The organism is Dolichospermum sp. DET69 (assembly GCA_017355425.1).
In the GTDB taxonomy this organism is placed as follows: Bacteria; Cyanobacteriota; Cyanobacteriia; order Cyanobacteriales; family Nostocaceae; genus Dolichospermum.
Window position 1 is genome coordinate 3,358,059 of the sequence record CP070233.1, and the last position, 18,070, is coordinate 3,376,128.

Below are 18,070 nucleotides of genomic sequence, written 5' to 3' on the forward strand. Positions count from 1 at the left end.
GTTTAGAACTCCTGAACCCCTATTTTAAATTTACGGTTGATTATCGTCATCTTCAGATTTAGATTTTTCATCTTTTCCAGCATTTTCCTTATCATCTTCTAAACGGTAAAGAAATTCACAGGTATCTCGAATTAGATTCAATTGACGGCCTGCTAACCGGGCGCGATCGCTCTTAAAACAACCGTCAAAAACATCCTCTACAAAATACCTTGCAAACTCTAAAACAGCTTGTCTTTCATCTTCTCTCTGATTACGCTTAAATACCCAACGTCCTTCAGCAGTGGAAGAATTTACCCGCTCCATTAGTTTAAAAATCTTTCCTGCTACAGCCATAATTAAAGTTTCACCATTAAATACACTTAAATCAGCATTAAGAATTGTTTCCGCAGCAATATCAATGGGTTTTAAAACAGCATTAGCTTTAGGGTTAAATTTTTTATTTGCCAGATAAAAACGGCGATAAAGTTCTGTCAATTTCTTTGGATGATTCAAAGTTGATTTTTCTTCCACAATTAATTTCTCCTCAGTTGAATCAAATTTTGCATAAGGGTCAAAACAAGGGTAAAAATGATAGGTGTAAAGTTTGATTTTTTCAATCCTTGCTGTTTCAACTTTTTGATTACGCACCCATTTATTAAGATAAGCAAAGACATGAAGAGGACTGGTTTCAAAATCCTTTGCTAATTCAGTAAATTTACCCCAATTAGCATCATAACCAGTCTTTCCTTGTCTAGCATTCACATCTAAATGAATAGCATAAGCAGCAGTTAAAACATTTAAAGGTGCAGGATATTGGATACCGTACTCTTTCCAGCCTTCCAAGATATAATCAAGACGAAATCTATCTCTTTTCACCAAAGTACGGAAAGCATGAGGCGCACTATCAAGAAATACCGTTTCTTCAAATTCTGTACCATCATTAAATGGGGGAATAGGAGACTCAGAAACTACAGTTTTCACATCTAAAATCATCGGAAAAGCAAATGCTAACCAACTCGGCATTATCCAAGATTCTGTATCAGTGCTATCTCTTCCTGGTGGTAAAGCCATGAAGTAAAATGTTAAAGGCTGATCTTCAGGATAAGAAAGTTTAAATGTGCGGTCTTTTTCACTATCTAAATTTTCATCAATTAAGAAACTATCGACACTTTGATAATTTTCTTTACCTAAATCTACCTGTAAATCTTTACTAATGAAATGATTACGGATGCTAGTATCAAAACGAGTTTGAGCAATGTTCATGTAAGCTTTTTGTAAAAACTTATTAGTTTCTGGGGTAAAGTAATAAGTTGGATAAAAATAGAGATAGCGATATTTCCCATCTTCAAATCTTTTTCCTACAGCTTGAGTTTGATTCATGAGAATTTGTCTCAGCATCATCTCTACACCCGCAATACTAGAAATATTGCGTTTAGCGTTAGAACCTCCTAACATTTGTTTATTTGTATAAACTTGAGGTGTAAATAAAACTGCTGATTCCATCTGTTCAGTGACAGTATAAGCTGAATGAGAAATTGAGCAAATTAATTGTTTACCTCTCCCTGATTTTTTTGCAGCATTATAATTAGTCAACTCATTGATAAAATTATCAATTTCCGTGGTGACAGATGTTAGTTTATTGGTATGAGGTAACATGACAACTCTTGATACCCACAACCTTAAATCATCCCAACCATCAGGTAATTGATACTGTGCCAGAATTGGGGAAATTAAATCTGTTAAGTAATAAATTACCTGTTGACAATTTTCGCGGACATCTTCAATACCTGGGTGTTTTTCTAAATATTTAGCCGCTAGATAATACCATTCATAAGGTACACCTCCTGTATTACCTTTCAGTTTTTGTTCTTTCAAACTTTCATTAATGCGTTGAATTTCTCGAACCTGCGGTAAATATTCTGTTAAATTCCAAAATTCCGCGACTTTGTGAGTTAAATCAAAATTTGGAACTTCTGGTAATTTTTTATCTTTCTTCCTTTCAGCTTCAATTTTATTAACTATTTCATCCCAAATTTTGCGAGTAATTAAATCTCCAAATTCGGCAATTTGATCAATACGGATACTATCATCAAACTTAAAATCATAATCAGGAGATAAAACATTCTGTTTTTGGAACTTCACTAAATTCTCACTACGACTTTTAGCAACAGAAGGTTTATTAGTATTGAGAATGCGTAAAGTCGCATCTAAAGCCACTTGCATTAAAGCAGGAGATTCAAAAAATAGGTTGTAATATTCGGCATATTTCATCCCTTTACCATCTCTACCAAATCCCGTTTGTCTGAGTTTTAATTGACCTGCACAAAGGGATTTAATTTTATTAACTACCAAATCTGGTAAAGTTTCAGGTGAAATAGGAGGAGCATCCCGTAACGCTAGATAAATTACCCCTGTTGGTAGATATAATAACGGTTGATAATATGTATTTTCAGCAGTATTTAAGTTAGTGTGAGCTTGAATTACAGCATTATTAACAACGTTGGTTAAAACGCCTCTATTTTCTGCAATGTGATGATAGGTGAATTTCAATTTACCATCACTGAGACTGTGAAGAATTCCATTTAATGTCTGATTTTCCGCATCTTGAGGATGTTTGATAATTGAAGAAAGTAAATCAGCTAAACAAGTTAAATCAGCAAGACATATCAGGATATTATCATCAATTAATGGGTGTAACCCATACTCAGAAAGATTGAGATTTGTATCATTCCGACGCTGGGCATTATAGGCAATGAATAACAAATCATCTCGATATTCTAGCCATGCGTCTGGTTCATCAGGACTGACAAATTTATCAATTCCTAATTCGCAAACCATCACATCTATAATTTCCCTATGTTCATCTACAGATAATTTACGAATGTCTTGTTCTCTATCTTGACAAATTGCTTTATATTTATCTGGCATTTTTAGAAATAGCCGATAATCAAATTTTTCAAAATCATGGAGAATAAACCCAGCAATTAATAGTCGCCTTTCTTGTTCTTGAATAACTCTTCTTGCAGTTGTATCAAGTTTCTTTAGACGACGTTCTATTAAATTAGCTGGTAGTAACCCATTGAGTAAATGAGTATTTAGGGATTGATCACCTGCATTTCTACGATCAATTTTTTTCGGTTCTTTTAATTTTTGATTTCCTCCTAAATTATTTTGATGGTAATTTTCTATTTCTTCTTGTTTCTTTTTATCGAGGTAATCAAAAAATTTACCACCTTTAGCTGTGACTCCAATTGCTACCCGTAAAAGATTAGGTAAAATGTAATCACTAAATTCTTGCATTATTAAATCATGATTATTTTCTGATTTAATTGCATTTTGCAGTAACTTGAGTGTGAGTATTGCTCCTGATTTTGTTTCAACTTTTAGATTAGATGTATATTCAAAATCAGAATCATCCCCAGACATCCAATCATCATCTGATAATTCAGGGTTTGAATCATCAGTTATTTCCACTTCTAAAAGTGATAATTGTTGATGATCATTTGATTCTTTACTTTTTTTAGCCATTTTCTGCACCTAATATTTATTCAAATCCTTCTAATAATTTAGCAACTTGTTCTGGATCTGGAAGTTGATTTTTTAGTTCTTGTGGTAATTTAGAAACTATTTGGTAAGTTGCCACACCAATTGGTTTATTAGATTCCTTCAGTGCATATTCAACAATAGTTCTCTGTTTGGATTTACAAAGAATAATACCAATAGAAGGATTTTCCTCTGGTAGTTTTACCGTGTTATCTAAAACGGCTAAATAAAACTGCATTTTGCCCACATATTCAGGTAAAAATTTACCAATTTTTAATTCTATTGCTACCAAACACTTTAAACGCCGATGATACAATAGGATATCTATAAAATATTCTTCATCATCAACTTCTAAGCGATATTGACTACCAATAAAGGCAAATATACCACCCATTTCTTGTAAGAATGGTTGAATTTTTGCTAAAATTGACTCTTCTAGCTGTCGTTCGCTGTGTTCATCTGCTAATTCTAAAAAATCAAAGGTATATTCATCCTTAACTGCAAGTTTTAACTGGTTACGTATCTCTACTGAAATATTTTGATCAAAATTAGTTTGATTAAGCAGAGTTTTTTCATAAGTTTGATTTTCAATTTGGTGAATTAAAACATTTTTTGTCCATCCGAATTTTCGAGTCATTCTAATATAAAACTCTCGTTCTAAGTCATCTTTACACTTTTCTAAAATGACTATATTATGAGTCCATCCAATTTCTGCAACCAATGGTTGCAGTTTTTCATTTTGGCTATATGTGACGTAAAAATTCCGCATATTCCAGATATTGCGAGCAGAAAAACCACTAATACCAGGAAACTCTGTTTGTAAGTCTTTTGCTAATTTTTCTACTACTGATTTACCCCAAATAGCGTCCTCTTGTTTAATGACAATTATCTGCCCAATATCCCAATACAAGTTAATCATTTCCCGATTAACTGCCTTTAATGCTTCATACTGGGCTGACCGAATCCGTTGTTGTACTTCCATAAGTAGATGTGTGTATTCGTCAGAAATGGAATTACTCATAATGACAATATTTCAATCTTTCCAGTCAAAATTATTTTTTTCTTCTAGTTCCTGATTTCTACCAATTAGATAATCAAATTGACCAATTTTTCTGAAGAATAAGTTCATTGATTCCTCCATTTCTTCAATCCGACTGTCATGCTCTGAGATTCGATTGTCTTGAATGAGGTTATGCTGTTGCTGCGCTTTAATTCGATCAATTAGATTATTGATGACATAACGCAATTGGTCTAAGGGGTCAGTGTTATGGCTTTGCATCTAAGTTTGTCCTGCTTTAAAGGATTACTTAGAGCCTAGCATATTCTTTTTATTTAGACCAGTAAATTTTAGTCAAAAAATTTTTTTAACAAAATATCTGTGAATAATGATTCTGTGACCATAAATAAAATAAATCAAATTTTCATGCTATCCTTAGTTCGTAGGGTCAAAATAAACCCATTAGGGATTGAAACACAGACTCATCATTCACTGATGCTGACTCTACCCTGCTCACAAAGCAGCGAACCCCTATTAGGGATATCAACACTGCGCTATCCATATCTCATCCCCTTTACTCTTAAACCAATGTGTCAGGGTGTCTAGCAATAGTGCAGACTGCCCAAAGGCGATACAGTATGGAGGTGTATTATCTAAAACACTATACTGGTCACTAATAGGGTAAATCTGAAAGTGCATGGGTAATTTTCCTTGCTGACGTACTCTTTCCACAGGAAAAGGCAATACATAACTAACTAATGCCTGTTTTTTCAATTGTTTGTTAATTTCACTAATCCAATAATTTGCAGGTTGCCAAACTTGAATATCTAATAATACTTGTACATCCCAAGTATCAGCAAAAGGTTTTAAATCCCCAGGATAAGTAAATTTCCAATCTAGTCTTTCTTCACGATAGCGAATTAATTTCATAAACCCTAGACATTCTTTAAATCTACTTTTGGGAATGGCTGTATCTGTGCGTTCTGAAATTTCTTTGCGACGACGTTCAAATTCTGTAGCTGTGATTGGTTCAATTTCTAAGTTGCTGAGAATCCCTGGTAAATCGTAGGTTTTGAATTTATCAGTTTCATTTGGTTCTGTAGTGTCATAAATTCCGCACAATAAAGAACTTTTACCGCGAAAACTCACAGCTTCTTCTAAAATAGGATTTCCTTTATCTTTTCCTGAAAGTTCGTGCCATTTTTCTTCCCATTCTTTACTACGGACAAACGCGGCTTTAAGATTGGCTTTTCTTTTGTCAGTACCAAAAACTATCTCGCAATCTTTCTTAAGTGCTTCCTGACTACCTGCTGCATATTGTTGTTTAATATTAGGATGTCCCAACTGTCGAACCAGTCGCATAGATTGAACAACTCCCCACTTAAAGTAATAACCTGTAAAATCATTGATTTTGCGGTATTTATATCTAATTTGTTCATGAAAAAATGGACGTTCATAAACTTCACCTAATTTCAAAGGTGGTGCTTCATGATTTTCATCTTTTTCAAAAAGCCTTTTCACTAAAAAATCTGGAACAAGTGCATAAGCAGTAAATTCATTAAAATTAATCTGCTTTCCATCCCTTTCATAACTATCATGTCTTCCCAGTCTACCTAAACGCTGGATAAAATTACCCGCATCTGCTGATTCAAAAAACAAAAAGTTGATTTTGAAATCTACACCAACATCAATAGTGCTAGTTCCTAAAACTAAATCAGCATCAAAAGATTTTTCTTTTGTTTTCTTACCAGATAACCCAGTATTTTCTTCAACTGTAAAATTATACGTTTTCAGAAAAGTTGTGAAAAACTCTGTTAACCGTTTTACAGCAGCAATGGAATTAAGAATAATTGCACCTTTGCTACCTGGATGCTGTCGTAAATGATTTAATATCAATTCTGCATTATCTTTTAACCAAGTTTCAGAAGTTTTAGGTGTAGATTCTAAACTAACAAACTGTAATAATATTTCCCCGACTACTTTTCGCAAATCTTGTTTTTTTAGCTGCTGAAATTCATCAATGCTATTGGGAAAGTAATATTTTTTCTCTTCTAGTGGGTTAATTTCATGACAGCGAAAATCAGCCGCTTTAAGTTTCTCAATTAACTGGGAATTGGGTGTAGCAGAAAGAAATAAAAACTTTTTACGCCTATTGGTACGACGAATTAACAACATTGTGTTAATTACGCTGGCAATTTGTGGAGATTGAAATACATGAAATTCATCAAATATGATAACATTAAAACGTTTATCTATTCTATTCCAGAGTTTATCAGGATTATCTTTGTACAGTAAATATGCACCATAATGAAGATAGTGAAAAATATCAGGGTTGGTAAGTAAAATTTCAGATTGTGCAGCGCGAGTTTCTAAAGCTACTCCTTTTTTTAAGTTTTCTTCTTCAGCATAAATTTCTAATTCTTGTCCACTTAAACGATTAACACGGGGTTCATGTTCAGGTTTAAACTTCTCAATATATCCCCTAATTTGTTTCTCTTGATCTCTAGCAAGTTCATTTGTAGGATATAACCCCAAAACAGGAGAATGTCTTTGTAAAATGTCTAGATATCCAGCTAAACTTTTACCATCACCTGTTATTGCAGTGTTGAAAACTACGTCAATATTTGGATCGCGCAAGGCTTTTAAAGTCTCTACTTGATGCCAAGATAAAGACCAATTATCTGGTAACTTAACCCCATCAGGTGTGGGGACTGTTTGAGAATAAACAGCTTTGAGTTTAATACTGTAATTTTCTGACATACCCTCAATAACTGATTTTAATTTCTCGCACTATCAATACTGTTGCCAAAATAAGAGCCTTGATAATTTTTGGCAAAAACGGCAAAAGTAAGCATACATAAGCGTTTCGAGGAAAAGGTAATTTAGAATCTAAAACCCTTATCTACCCCGTCAATACATTTAAAAAATCCTTGTCGGAAACCTTTAAGCAATTTTTAAGGCTGATTGTTTTTGCCAAGCAAGAGTGAGAAACGGGAGTTCATGGTTAAAGCATTATCATCTCACCCTCGTAATTTAGCAATAGTATTGCTTAACAATTCTCATTGCTTCCATTTTCCAAACTTCCAATTCTGGTAACTTCCAACTGACTTTTTTAAGTTGTTGATCCTGAGAATAAAATTTGAGAAAATTTTGCCATGATACTATAGAATCTTGTTGTTTTCCCTCTGCTGCTTGCACTTGTGCTAATAAACAATAAGCCGGAGCGTAATTATCTTCCAATTTCAGACAGACGAGTAAATGGTGTTTTGCTTGTTCATAATCATTTTGCTGAAAATATGCCCAAGCAAGATTTTTGTGTAATGTTAGTTTAACTATTGGATCTTTCACCTTTGGTAAAATTTGTTCAATCATTGTCACAGCCTCTGCACTGTTTCCCTGGAGAATTTGCAATCGAGCTAAGTTATTAATAGCAGCATCAGCAGCCCGATTTTGATATTTAATAGCAATTTGATAATGATGACAAGCTCTTTCTAAATCGTCTAATTTTTCATAAGCTGATCCTAAATTATAGTGAGTAGGTCCATGATTTGGGTTAAATTCAATTGCTAATTCCAGATGCGATATAGCATTTGCAAAATCATGATTTAGATAGTGTCTATGTCCTATAAAATTAAGAGATTTAGCAATTTCTTTCCTTTCTTGAGGAATTAAATTAATCCTACTTAGCAACTGTTTGAAATTTTCTAATTTGGACTCATTAATGGATAGCAGATTTAAGATATATTCGATAACATTTACATTGTATCTATCTGGTTCTGCTTCTATTTTTTTTGTAAATGGAGCTTGCTTTCCCGTCAGTAATTCAGGTTTATATTTAGCAAATAGTGCCACTAGTTCTGAGCGTTTGTAACGACGGTTATCACTAGGTTCATTATTTAGTCCAAATTCATAACATATTCTTTCAATATATTTTCTCACAGATGCTTCTCCAATGCCCATGGATTCAGCTATATCTCCATCTGTTACACCTGCTAGTATCTTTTGCAATACTTCTTTGCGTCTATCTGTCAGGTTATTGAATACGCGCTCAAACTCTTTTTGATTCATTTCGCTTCTTAATAGCATAGTTATTCAATTCACATCCGTGACTATTTTACAGAATTTTAACACTATAGGACTTACGAATAAACAAGAAATATCAAATATGTATGGCTGTAAAGACCACGTTTATTGTAGGGGTTTAGCACTGCTAAATCCCTACCTAACGGTTGATATATCGGTAAAAATAGAATTAGTAGCAGCCGGAAATAAGATATTTTGCTGAACCCATATCATGATTCATTTGTACAGTGCGTAAGTCCTACATTAATGATTTTTGTTAGATACTGGTGATCGATGTATAGGTGCTACCGCAAGATGAATTAGTCTAATGGACTTGACACCTGTAAGTAAATGTGTCACACTCGTAGTTGAAGTTGCTATGATAAAATCAGTCGTTTTTGTGACACAAGACTATATACCATCTCTGTAAATTACATCTGTGTTGTCTTATTTTAATCAAAACTTGGATTGTTTCATACAAATGAGAAGCAAAAGATATGAATTACCAATCAATTTTTTCAGTTTTGGTATTAATTTTCGGGTTGGGATTATTTAGCGTTAAATCAGTAGATGCTAAAAATGCTTCAATTAAAGCACCTAACATTAATAATTCTCAACTGATTACTCCATCTTCATCAATGAAAATTGCCCAATTAACAGAAGCAACTTATCCTCTTTATGGATCATGGAAATTAACATTCAGTGTCAATGGAATTGTTTATAAAGGTTATCTGATTATGGAAGGGTATTACGGAGCTTTAAGAGTTAGTTACTTTGATCCTAATGTGAGAAAGAAAGCGACTATAGATGAAGTAATGAAACTAATGTCTTCATCACGAGGATTAATTTTATTAGGATCTAACCCTGTTTATGTTGGAACTTCTATTCCTCATCCTACTTATGTTGCTGATAATTTTTTGTTTTCAGTTCAGCCTGATGGTTTATTAGCAGCTTTTACTTGTGATTATGCAGAACAGTGTTCATCTGTTGATGTAGAGGCTGTTAAATAAAATTTAGAAAAAAAATCATTCCACATTAAAGGAAATTATGAACAATAAACGTGAATGGAAATATGCAGCTTTTAGAGTCCCAGCAGGACAATATTGGTAGTCTTGTCTAACCAAATTGTTCAACTTCTTGCATCGTCGAGTAATTTATTTACAAGACATAAAAAGAAAGTGGGATATCTTAAAATTACTGCATTATTAGCAATTGGCAAATTTTTCTAAGCGATAATATGTAACTATCAGGAGCAATGAACTATGAAATTTCATTCTAGCTTAAAGGCAATTATAGTTTCTCTAATTACACTAACATCTTTGTCAGTACAAAACCCAGTATTTGCATTAGTAAACTCAGGAAAATATGAGACTAAATCAGAATGGAATACAATCAATAAAATTCCTGTAAAACCTCCTATTCAAATTGCCAGAGATGACGAATATTGGGGACCAAAACGGGATTTTAAAATTCAAATGCCTGGAGAGGTTTTGGAGAATAAAAATGACAGATTGATGACGATAAATACAACAACTAAAACAGTTTATATGATCGTTCATAAAGACGTACCTCTAGATATTGATTCTTTGAGTTCAGAAGACATTAGAGAAGTCTTACAAACTGCTTTGCGACAAAATATTGATATGAAAGGTAAGGTTGTAAAAAGCACGAATATGGTAATTGAAGGATATCCAGGAATTGAATTACTGATACAACATTCTGATGGTAGTCAAGGACAATATCAAGGATATGTAGTTAGACGACGAATCTATCTGATTGTAGCGAGAACTTCGGATGAATTAACCACAGAAGCAGCTAATTTTTTCAATTCTTTTAGGGTTTATCCCAGTCGCATTTTTAATTACCAGTAGATTGATTGCCAAAAAGGTATTTTTTTTAACATCACCAAATCAAATACTTATTTATAGATTGATGCTCAAAGGGGTATAATGGCTAACAGTGCTTTATACCTCTTATTTTATGGAGCAACCCGACTTTACCAAAAATTTGCAAGAGCTAATGCAAAGAGTAGGTTGTGCTAGTTTTAAATCTTTAAGTCATGCTGCTGGTGTTTCCCAGTGGCAAATTTTACAGTTGCGAAGGGGAAAAATTGGCAAAATGCGGCTTGAGGTATTAGTAAAACTAGCAGAGGTTTTACAGATATCTTGTCCGGATTTGGTAGAAACTTTCAGCTTTGGCGGTTTATCTTCAGGCTTAAACAAAACTCAACTTTTTAACCAAAATATAGACTTATTAAAGCAAATCAAAGATTTACAAGTTGAGTATGAGCGAATAACGTTGTCCATGGGACAACAACGGGAAGTATTAAAACAGGAGTTTCAGCGGTCAAGTTTACAAATATTGGAATCTTTGCTACTACAATGGCCAACGGCAGCACATAGAGCCAGGGAAGATCACCAGTTAGCAGCAGTAAAAATATTACCTTTGGTAGATAAACCTCTAGAGATATTATTAGAGACTTGGGATGTGCAAGCGATCGCTTCTGTAGGTGCAGAAATTCCCTATAATCCCCAATTTCATCAATTATTGGAGGGAACAGCACAACAAGGAGAGATGGTTAAAGTCCGTTATACAGGCTATATGCAATATGATCAGCTTTTATATCGAGCTAGGGTAAGTCCCATAGAAAGGCACTAAATGTACCAGAAACTATTAAAGTTTGCAATTTTGTTTCTGAGCAACTTTAGTGAATTTTTCATGAAAGATGACTCAATATTTTTGTGTACCAAATATCTTTATATAATTCAATGTTAGGATATACTAATAAAATCAAAATTAGAACATTCTTAAATAAGTCAGGATTAGCATATTATGAATAATCAGGTGAAAGTGATTGCACTTAGTGAAAGCTTTAATGCCATTACGTCCCAGGGTTTTCAAGAAACTATTAAAGAAGCGATTACAAGTGGAATCAAAATTGTGTTGCTTGATTGCCAAGGTGTTACATTTATGGATAGTTCTGGATTGGGTACATTAGTTTTAGCATTTAAAACTTTACAAGAAGCTGATACAAAGATGTTTATTTGTTCGATTAATGAGCAGGTTAGGATGTTATTTGAATTAACTGGTATGGATAGTATATTTACAATCATTCCTAGTCAAGAAGCATTTGAAAATCTTTTGCTTTCTGCTGTTTGATTAATCAAACTTGACTTGAAGGATAGATAAATCATCCTCAAATGTCTCTTTGGAGTTTAAGTTAATTAGGTAATCCAGTATATAATCAAGTTGGTTATCAACAGAATACTGTAAGCTAATTAGAATTTGAATTAAACCTTCTAAACTCCAAAGAGTACCATTTGATTGAGTAATTTCATAAGCACCATCACTAAAAATATAAAGGGTGCTAGATTTTTCAACTTGACAATAGGCATCAACATATTTAGCTTCAGGAAACATCCCTACAGGCATTCCTGGAGTTTTTAATCTTTTTACTTCTGTATTAGTCGGAGAGGTGCCAGAGAGGATAATTGCTGGTGGATGTCCAGCACTAGAGTATTTTAATTGACGGCTAACTCGATTATAAACTCCATACCAAATCGTAAAATATTTATCATTTTCATAATTCATTTGAAAGGTAGTGTTTAAAGCTGCTAATACCTCACTCGGTTGATAGTAATTTAAATCTTTGAGAGCGCGAGAACGTAAGAGGTTTAATACAGAAATAGAGGGTAGGGTGGCTTTGAGTCCATGTCCAGCAGCGTCTAGTAAGTAAATAGCTAAAGAATCAGGATCAAGCCAATTATAGTCAAAACAATCTCCACCAAGTTGTCGTGATGGCAAAAACTGAAACTTGATACTCAGAGGTTTATTCAAAGGTAGGGGTAAAAGGGATTTTACATATTCTGTGGCTTCGGTTAATTCTGTTTCTAAAAGCTGCTTTTGAGTATGTAAATCCTGACTTAATTGATGAAGACGTAAACCGGCTCTGACTCTTGCTTGGAGTTCATTTTGTTCAATAGGTTTGATGATAAAATCATCAGCACCGGCATCTAATCCCTTAACTCGATTATCAACTGAATCTAGAGACGTTAATAAAATAAAAAATGTGGTAGATAATCTGGGATCTTTTTTAATGAGACTACATACTTCTATCCCACTTAAACCAGGCATAATCCAATCACATATAATTAGGGCTGGAGGTGAATCTAGGGTTCTTAAAATTCCTTCCTCTCCCGTACTTGCAGTAATAACTTCATAACCTTGTTTTTCTAAGATTCTTTTGAGAAATATTTGGACGGAGCGGTCATCATCTATAATTAGTATTTCAAACATGGGATCAATTAATCTATGATTTAGTGAGTGTCTTTTCACCCAAAGAAGCAATTTTTTTCTTGATAGAAATCATTAATGATATTTAAAAAAATCTCAGTAATGTAGGGTGGGCATTGCCCACCAGAAATAGAATATAATCACAGTTTAAATACATAAGGATTCAGGAGCAAAGGAGTCACTGAGTCAGAATAAATACAATAGAAGAGAAGAAATCAGGAGCGAAGGAAACACGAAATTAGAATAAATTGCCATAATTCTACATCAAATCTTCTTTTTTTCTCCTGACTCGGTGACTCGGTGACTCCTGAATTTTTACCTAAATACATATAAATTTTCTTTAAGAAAGGGGATTTAACCAAAACAGCATAACTTGTTTTAATTGATTTAAATCTCGATAGACTTCTTGTTTTAACCATTGTCCTAAAGCATCAAAAGGACTAAAAGAACTTCCTGGTTGCCATTTTACATCTTGTCCTAAAGGTGTGGTATGATTTCCTGATAAAGTTTTTGTTGTCACCATATCAGGAAAGAGTTCTTGTAAAATTATCCTGAGGTTTGCTGATTGATCTAGATTATCTTTCTTAAATCTTATTAATAAATTCCGCCGAATCTGATAGCTTTCCTCTACTATTTGATTAGTTTCTGTGGGTGTGGGTGTAAATTCAAATTCAATGTCTAATTGAGAGTTTAACTGTTCTACTAAAGGTATGGCTTCATTAGCAGCAAAGTTATTAAAGGATATTAAAATATTACCAGCCCGTTGCACAGAAAAAAGACTACCAATGAGTAAATGTAGTTTACAACCCATACTATGCCCTACTCCATAGATAGGAAGGTAAAGTTTACGGAGTTCTCCAGAGTCTTGTAAACTTAAGAGAGTATATTCAAATTTCAGTAGTACAGATTTAGCGATCGCTGTATGATCTAATGTATTCACAAAAGGTGTCGCAATAATCAAATATCCTTGTTCAGCTAGATTTTCCAGCAACCACCGATAAGTTAAATGTGGTAAAGTAGCGACAAAAGCACCACCCAAAAAATGGATAATACCGATAGGATTGCGGGGAATAAGTACCCAGTTACCTCTAATTTCTTTCCAGTTCATCTTGTTTTCCGCGAGATACCCCATCCTCAGCGAAGCAGGGTGGGGAGGGATAGTGCGTTTAATTTAATGGCTCGATGCCGTTAGATTAAACATTCTCCGAGTTGACAACACGATTAAACCCGTGTTTCGCTTAATCAATCGGACTTTTTTAGCTGTACATTGTCCTAATCGTTTCCAGTTGGAATCACTAACTGAAACTTGTTTTTCCGTGTCTCCACTAACCCAACCAAAAAATGTTTTTTGTCCTTGGGTAGCTTCCACAAAATCACCTTTTCTAAATCCATGCCTCGTAGTAGTTCCACCATATTTACGTCTATTCCCAGATGAAGAGAAAACCATTAAATGTAGTTGCCTACGACTAATTGGAGGACGACGCAAAATAGTAAATTGCGACCCAGTAATAGTGACGTTACCTATCCAAGACGCACCATGAGTTTTTGTTCCTTCCCATATTTTGTATTCAACAAACTGTGAACAAGCTAAAGTAACTGCATCAACCGCATGAGTTTCTGGAATTTGTAGAGACTTATCGGATTTTTCTTTGTATAAACCTAAGTATTTACGAAGATTCGATGTTTCCCATCCTTTCCTTAATTCTACTTTTGCTAGTTCAGATAATCGATCAATTTGATATCTTTGACCTACCATTACTGGACTAAAACTCTTGTTTCCTCTTGCCTCAACCTCTTCAATGACAATTGTTTTTACTGGGTAGATTTCACACAATAAAATTATTACTCTATATTCTAGGTCTTTGTTAGCTCGAATGCTTGGAGGAAGTTTAGAACCCCGACGATTATCAAATCTAACTTGACGATGGCTACGTTTACTGAATGATAATTTCCGATTAATTCGTCTTCCACGTCTTCCACGTCTCATCATAGCTCTTTGCTCCATTCTGTCTTTGACTGTTTTGAATGGAAGAACTAGGTGCAACATTTGTAGTGTGTATTTTTCAGATTGAACTGCTATGCCAGAAAATATTTTTCCTGGGTCTAATCCAATGACGATTTCTTGAGCTTTTGTGTGAGATGGTTCAGCTATTAACTGGACATAAAAAATACCTAACTTATTAAATTTACCAATTGCAATACCAGTTTTAATCCAACGTCTAGCGCGACTAGGTTTTGTTGGCATTAATGGAACATTGTCTACTGAAATTACTGGTACTCGCATAAAGAGATAATCCTTGGAGTCAAAGTACAAGTCCCCTCGCCCAACTAATCCAAAATGTCTTGGCTCAACCCAACGACTAAACAAATAGTCTTGCAGATAATCCAAACTGGGGAAGTATTTGGAAGTGCGTGTCAGGATTAGTCTCAAATGGGCTAGTCAAACACGTAATTTTTGTTAATTACAAGCCCCATCCTTCTTCAAGGTGGGGTTATTGACCTCAAAAGTTTTATAGATATTACGTATTAATTTTAACTCTGACTTTGCAAATTTTTCATTTCCCGTTGCACATCTAGGGAAATTTGCAAGGCTTCATTTAATAATCTACCATGTTCCGTGGCTTTTTCAGTCACTTGCATTGATGCCAAAGCGGCTAAATTATTGGTAAATAAATCAGAATTTGTGATAATAAAACTTTTATTTTCTCGTAAAATTTTCTCTGTTTTTAAAGCCCGGATTAAATCATTTCTAGTTAGTTCCAGTGCTATCAATACTTTTTCTCTTTCTTGTATACCTACCCCTAAGTTACCAACATCCTCAATTTGGTCATTAATATCTATAGCTTTAATCACGGAATTATATCTTTCCACATCATTGAGTAAAATCCGCAAAGAATTTGTCATATTTTGCTTGAGAAACTTACTTTTTCCCTGCCATAGTAAATATAATCCCATTTGGATGATTCCACTTACCCACAAAACAAAGATAATCAATGATGTCCAAGATGATAGTTTTAATAACAGGTATGTACAAACAGAAATAGCAAGTCCAGCAAAAACCACAGTTGGAGTTTCTGTTTGTTGGGTTTTTTTTAGCAACTTTCTGCCAAATTCCTGAATGATATCCGTAATAATTATTAATTTATTATGAACAGGTAAGTTAGTCGAGTCTTGAAGTTGATCATGACTAATATCCAATCCCTGTAAATCATCTCGCACAGTTGCTAAATCCTTAACATACTCTTGATTTAGTCTAATATAACAAGTCAGTTGTCAATTGTCAGTTGTCAGTTGTCAATTGTCAGTGGTCAGTTGTCAGTTGTTAGTTGTCAGTTGTTAGTTGTCAGTTGTTAGTTGTCAGTTGTCAGTTGTTAGTTGTTAGTTGTCAGTTGTTAGTTGTCAGTTGTCAGTTGTAAGGGGAAAGAAGGAATTAAAAATATTACCTATTACCTATTACCTCTATTCATACTAAGACATTTTTATTAAATAACTTATACAGTGTCCCATCAAAAAGTAAACTACTAGCATTGCGGCTGCGGCTAATGCTACTAGTATACCAGCCAGCATAAAAGAAAATTCTTTATGCTCATACGCTTTTTCCATTAGGTGTAGCGACCATGCTACAAGTGCTACATCAAAGATTAAAATAGGAATTAACATATTTCTTAATATTTCTTCATAGAAGTACCCTTATCTTAACACCGTTTGGGATAACTGTGTTTTATCTTCATTCAATAGATGTAGTTGGCCGCTGGATTAAATATCAACTAGGAAGACGGACAGGAACATTGCGCTCTTGCAAATAATTTTTAATTTGTGCTACACTTAGTTTCCCAAAATGTAACAAAGACGCTAAAAGTGCAGCTTCGGCTTTACCTTCCGTTAAAGCAGTGTGAATATGTTCACAATTTCCTGCACCCCCAGAAGCAATTACGGGAATTTCCACAGCATTAGCGATCGCTTTTGTCAACTCCAAATCATAACCAGCTTGAGTTCCATCAGCGTCCATACTTGTAACTAACAATTCTCCAGCCCCTCTTCTTGTCACTTCTTCAGCCCACCATAGAGCATCAATACCAGTATTTTCTCTACCACCGCGAACATACACATCCCAGCCAGGATTTTCAGGATCAAGTCTACGTCTAGCATCAATAGCCACAACAATACACTGGTTCCCAAAGCGATCGCTTGCTTGATTGATTAAATCTGGATTTCTCACTGCTGCCGAATTAATACTAACCTTATCAGCCCCGGCGCGTAATAAATCTTTAACATTTTCTAAGGATTGAATCCCACCACCCACAGTGAGTGGAATGAAGACCTGTTCAGCAGTCCGGTAAACTACATCAATAATCGTCCCTCTGTCTTCATGAGTAGCCGTAATATCCAGAAACACTAACTCATCTGCACCGGCTTCATTGTAAACCTTGGCCAGTTCTACAGGATCACCTGCATCCTTGAGATCAATAAAATTAATTCCTTTCACAACTCTACCAGCCTTGACATCTAGACAAGGTAAGATTCTTTTAGACAACATAACGACTTTTTCGCTCCCGGTAATTGCTAGGAAATTAAATTGTAAGGGTAATTGGGAAATAGGTCACTGACTCAACCCTAAAGGGATTGAGCTTGTAAAGAACAAACTTTACAACACAAGCAGCGACTAGCCCATTGAGACTAATCCTGATCCGCACTTCCGAATACTTCCCCAGTATGGCTTACGCCACGCTACGCTATCGGATTATCTGCAAGACTGTTTGTTAAGTCGTTGGTTAAAGACAAGACATTTTGGATTAGTTGGGCGAGGGGACTTGAACGGGTTTGCTGGTTCCCGGGATTATATCCATTCAAAAATCAGCATTTAAATACCACAGTGAATAAATTCACTCGTGTCGCTTCCCTCTCACCGGCTAAAGCCACTGAGTTTCCCGCATACCGCGAGGTTTTATGACAAGAAAGGACAAATAGATGAAGGGTTTTGTCAAGACGAACATTATATTAAGATAATAGAATTTTAAGCGAAAATATATTAACAATATTTATGACTAATCAGTATTGTTAGTTTCCTAAGTTAAAATCCGCAAAATTACCAGATTTATGGAAAAAATTTTAAATTGCCTATATCGAAGATTGATACCAACCCGGCTAACGCCACGCTTCGCTATCAGACAAAATATCTGTATTTAATTAACTCAG

At 34.5% G+C, this 18,070-nt stretch carries 15 protein-coding genes; 4 read left to right on the plus strand and 11 right to left on the minus strand.

The features are described from left to right. Positions 1–30: 30 nt before the first annotated feature. From cas10d to EZY12_15350, 5 genes are all read right to left on the minus strand, one after another. Entirely contained in the window at positions 31–3,507 is a 3,477-nt protein-coding gene (gene cas10d / locus EZY12_15330; GenBank protein QSX66201.1) for a type I-D CRISPR-associated protein Cas10d/Csc3, read from the minus strand. A 16-nt stretch (positions 3,508–3,523) separates the two neighbouring features. Beyond that, complete coding sequence (locus tag EZY12_15335; GenBank protein QSX66202.1) at positions 3,524–4,543, minus strand: DUF1016 family protein; 1,020 nt, start codon at positions 4,541–4,543, stop codon at positions 3,524–3,526. A gap of 12 nt (positions 4,544–4,555) precedes the next feature. Then, positions 4,556–4,801 (minus strand): hypothetical protein, encoded by a 246-nt coding sequence (locus tag EZY12_15340; protein QSX66203.1) that lies wholly within the window; start codon positions 4,799–4,801, stop codon positions 4,556–4,558. Positions 4,802–5,062: 261 nt separating this feature from the next. Continuing rightward, complete coding sequence (cas3, locus tag EZY12_15345; GenBank protein QSX66204.1) at positions 5,063–7,279, minus strand: type I-D CRISPR-associated helicase Cas3'; 2,217 nt, start codon at positions 7,277–7,279, stop codon at positions 5,063–5,065. 273 nt (positions 7,280–7,552) lie between these two features. Next, on the minus strand, positions 7,553–8,587 hold the full coding sequence (locus EZY12_15350; protein QSX66205.1) for a tetratricopeptide repeat protein: 1,035 nt from the start codon (positions 8,585–8,587) through the stop codon (positions 7,553–7,555). 491 nt (positions 8,588–9,078) lie between these two features. On the opposite strand from EZY12_15350, the gene EZY12_15355 reads away from it, so the two are divergent. The 4 genes from EZY12_15355 to EZY12_15370 all read left to right on the plus strand — a co-directional run bounded on the left by EZY12_15355 (position 9,079) and on the right by EZY12_15370 (position 11,740). Continuing rightward, complete coding sequence (locus EZY12_15355) at positions 9,079–9,591, plus strand: hypothetical protein (GenBank protein QSX66206.1); 513 nt, start codon at positions 9,079–9,081, stop codon at positions 9,589–9,591. Between the two features lie 252 nt (positions 9,592–9,843). After that, positions 9,844–10,452: a hypothetical protein gene (locus EZY12_15360; GenBank protein ID QSX66207.1), complete on the plus strand. Its 609-nt coding sequence runs from the start codon at positions 9,844–9,846 to the stop codon at positions 10,450–10,452. A gap of 109 nt (positions 10,453–10,561) precedes the next feature. Beyond that, positions 10,562–11,239 carry a helix-turn-helix domain-containing protein gene (locus EZY12_15365; GenBank protein ID QSX66208.1) on the plus strand — a complete coding sequence of 226 codons (678 nt, stop codon included), beginning with the start codon at positions 10,562–10,564 and terminating at the stop codon, positions 11,237–11,239. Positions 11,240–11,413: 174 nt separating this feature from the next. Further along, positions 11,414–11,740 carry an STAS domain-containing protein gene (locus EZY12_15370; protein ID QSX66209.1) on the plus strand — a complete coding sequence of 109 codons (327 nt, stop codon included), beginning with the start codon at positions 11,414–11,416 and terminating at the stop codon, positions 11,738–11,740. On the opposite strand, the gene EZY12_15375 is transcribed toward EZY12_15370, so the two are convergent. The 6 genes from EZY12_15375 to hisF form a co-directional block, all read right to left on the minus strand. Beyond that, positions 11,741–12,877: a SpoIIE family protein phosphatase gene (locus EZY12_15375; GenBank protein ID QSX66210.1), complete on the minus strand. Its 1,137-nt coding sequence runs from the start codon at positions 12,875–12,877 to the stop codon at positions 11,741–11,743. A gap of 337 nt (positions 12,878–13,214) precedes the next feature. Continuing rightward, on the minus strand, positions 13,215–13,982 hold the full coding sequence (locus tag EZY12_15380; GenBank protein ID QSX66211.1) for a DUF1350 family protein: 768 nt from the start codon (positions 13,980–13,982) through the stop codon (positions 13,215–13,217). A gap of 63 nt (positions 13,983–14,045) precedes the next feature. After that, the gene (locus EZY12_15385; protein QSX66212.1) at positions 14,046–15,158 is read right to left on the minus strand and encodes an RRXRR domain-containing protein; all 1,113 of its coding nucleotides are present in this window, start codon (positions 15,156–15,158) and stop codon (positions 14,046–14,048) included. Between the two features lie 248 nt (positions 15,159–15,406). After that, positions 15,407–16,093, minus strand: a complete 687-nt coding sequence (locus tag EZY12_15390; GenBank protein ID QSX66213.1) for a hypothetical protein — start codon at positions 16,091–16,093, stop codon at positions 15,407–15,409. A 249-nt stretch (positions 16,094–16,342) separates the two neighbouring features. Next, positions 16,343–16,534: a hypothetical protein gene (locus EZY12_15395; GenBank protein QSX66214.1), complete on the minus strand. Its 192-nt coding sequence runs from the start codon at positions 16,532–16,534 to the stop codon at positions 16,343–16,345. 103 nt (positions 16,535–16,637) lie between these two features. Continuing rightward, positions 16,638–17,411 carry an imidazole glycerol phosphate synthase subunit HisF gene (gene hisF, locus EZY12_15400; GenBank protein ID QSX66215.1) on the minus strand — a complete coding sequence of 258 codons (774 nt, stop codon included), beginning with the start codon at positions 17,409–17,411 and terminating at the stop codon, positions 16,638–16,640. Positions 17,412–18,070 lie beyond the last annotated feature (659 nt).

What these genes read in the sequence shown, in the direction of transcription:
- EZY12_15370 (QSX66209.1), top strand. Translation starts at nt 11,414, where the DNA reads ATGAATAATCAGGTGAAAGTGATTGCACTTAGTGAAAGCTTTAATGCC.
- EZY12_15360 (QSX66207.1), top strand. Translation starts at nt 9,844, where the DNA reads ATGAAATTTCATTCTAGCTTAAAGGCAATTATAGTTTCTCTAATTACA.
- EZY12_15395 (QSX66214.1), bottom strand. Translation starts at nt 16,534, where the DNA reads ATGTTAATTCCTATTTTAATCTTTGATGTAGCACTTGTAGCATGGTCG.
- EZY12_15365 (QSX66208.1), top strand. Translation starts at nt 10,562, where the DNA reads ATGGAGCAACCCGACTTTACCAAAAATTTGCAAGAGCTAATGCAAAGA.
- EZY12_15375 (QSX66210.1), bottom strand. Translation starts at nt 12,877, where the DNA reads ATGTTTGAAATACTAATTATAGATGATGACCGCTCCGTCCAAATATTT.
- hisF (QSX66215.1), bottom strand. Translation starts at nt 17,411, where the DNA reads ATGTTGTCTAAAAGAATCTTACCTTGTCTAGATGTCAAGGCTGGTAGA.
- cas10d (QSX66201.1), bottom strand. Translation starts at nt 3,507, where the DNA reads ATGGCTAAAAAAAGTAAAGAATCAAATGATCATCAACAATTATCACTT.
- EZY12_15355 (QSX66206.1), top strand. Translation starts at nt 9,079, where the DNA reads ATGAATTACCAATCAATTTTTTCAGTTTTGGTATTAATTTTCGGGTTG.
- EZY12_15335 (QSX66202.1), bottom strand. Translation starts at nt 4,543, where the DNA reads ATGAGTAATTCCATTTCTGACGAATACACACATCTACTTATGGAAGTA.
- EZY12_15385 (QSX66212.1), bottom strand. Translation starts at nt 15,158, where the DNA reads ATGCGAGTACCAGTAATTTCAGTAGACAATGTTCCATTAATGCCAACA.
- EZY12_15350 (QSX66205.1), bottom strand. Translation starts at nt 8,587, where the DNA reads ATGAATCAAAAAGAGTTTGAGCGCGTATTCAATAACCTGACAGATAGA.
- cas3 (QSX66204.1), bottom strand. Translation starts at nt 7,279, where the DNA reads ATGTCAGAAAATTACAGTATTAAACTCAAAGCTGTTTATTCTCAAACA.
- EZY12_15380 (QSX66211.1), bottom strand. Translation starts at nt 13,982, where the DNA reads ATGAACTGGAAAGAAATTAGAGGTAACTGGGTACTTATTCCCCGCAAT.
- EZY12_15340 (QSX66203.1), bottom strand. Translation starts at nt 4,801, where the DNA reads ATGCAAAGCCATAACACTGACCCCTTAGACCAATTGCGTTATGTCATC.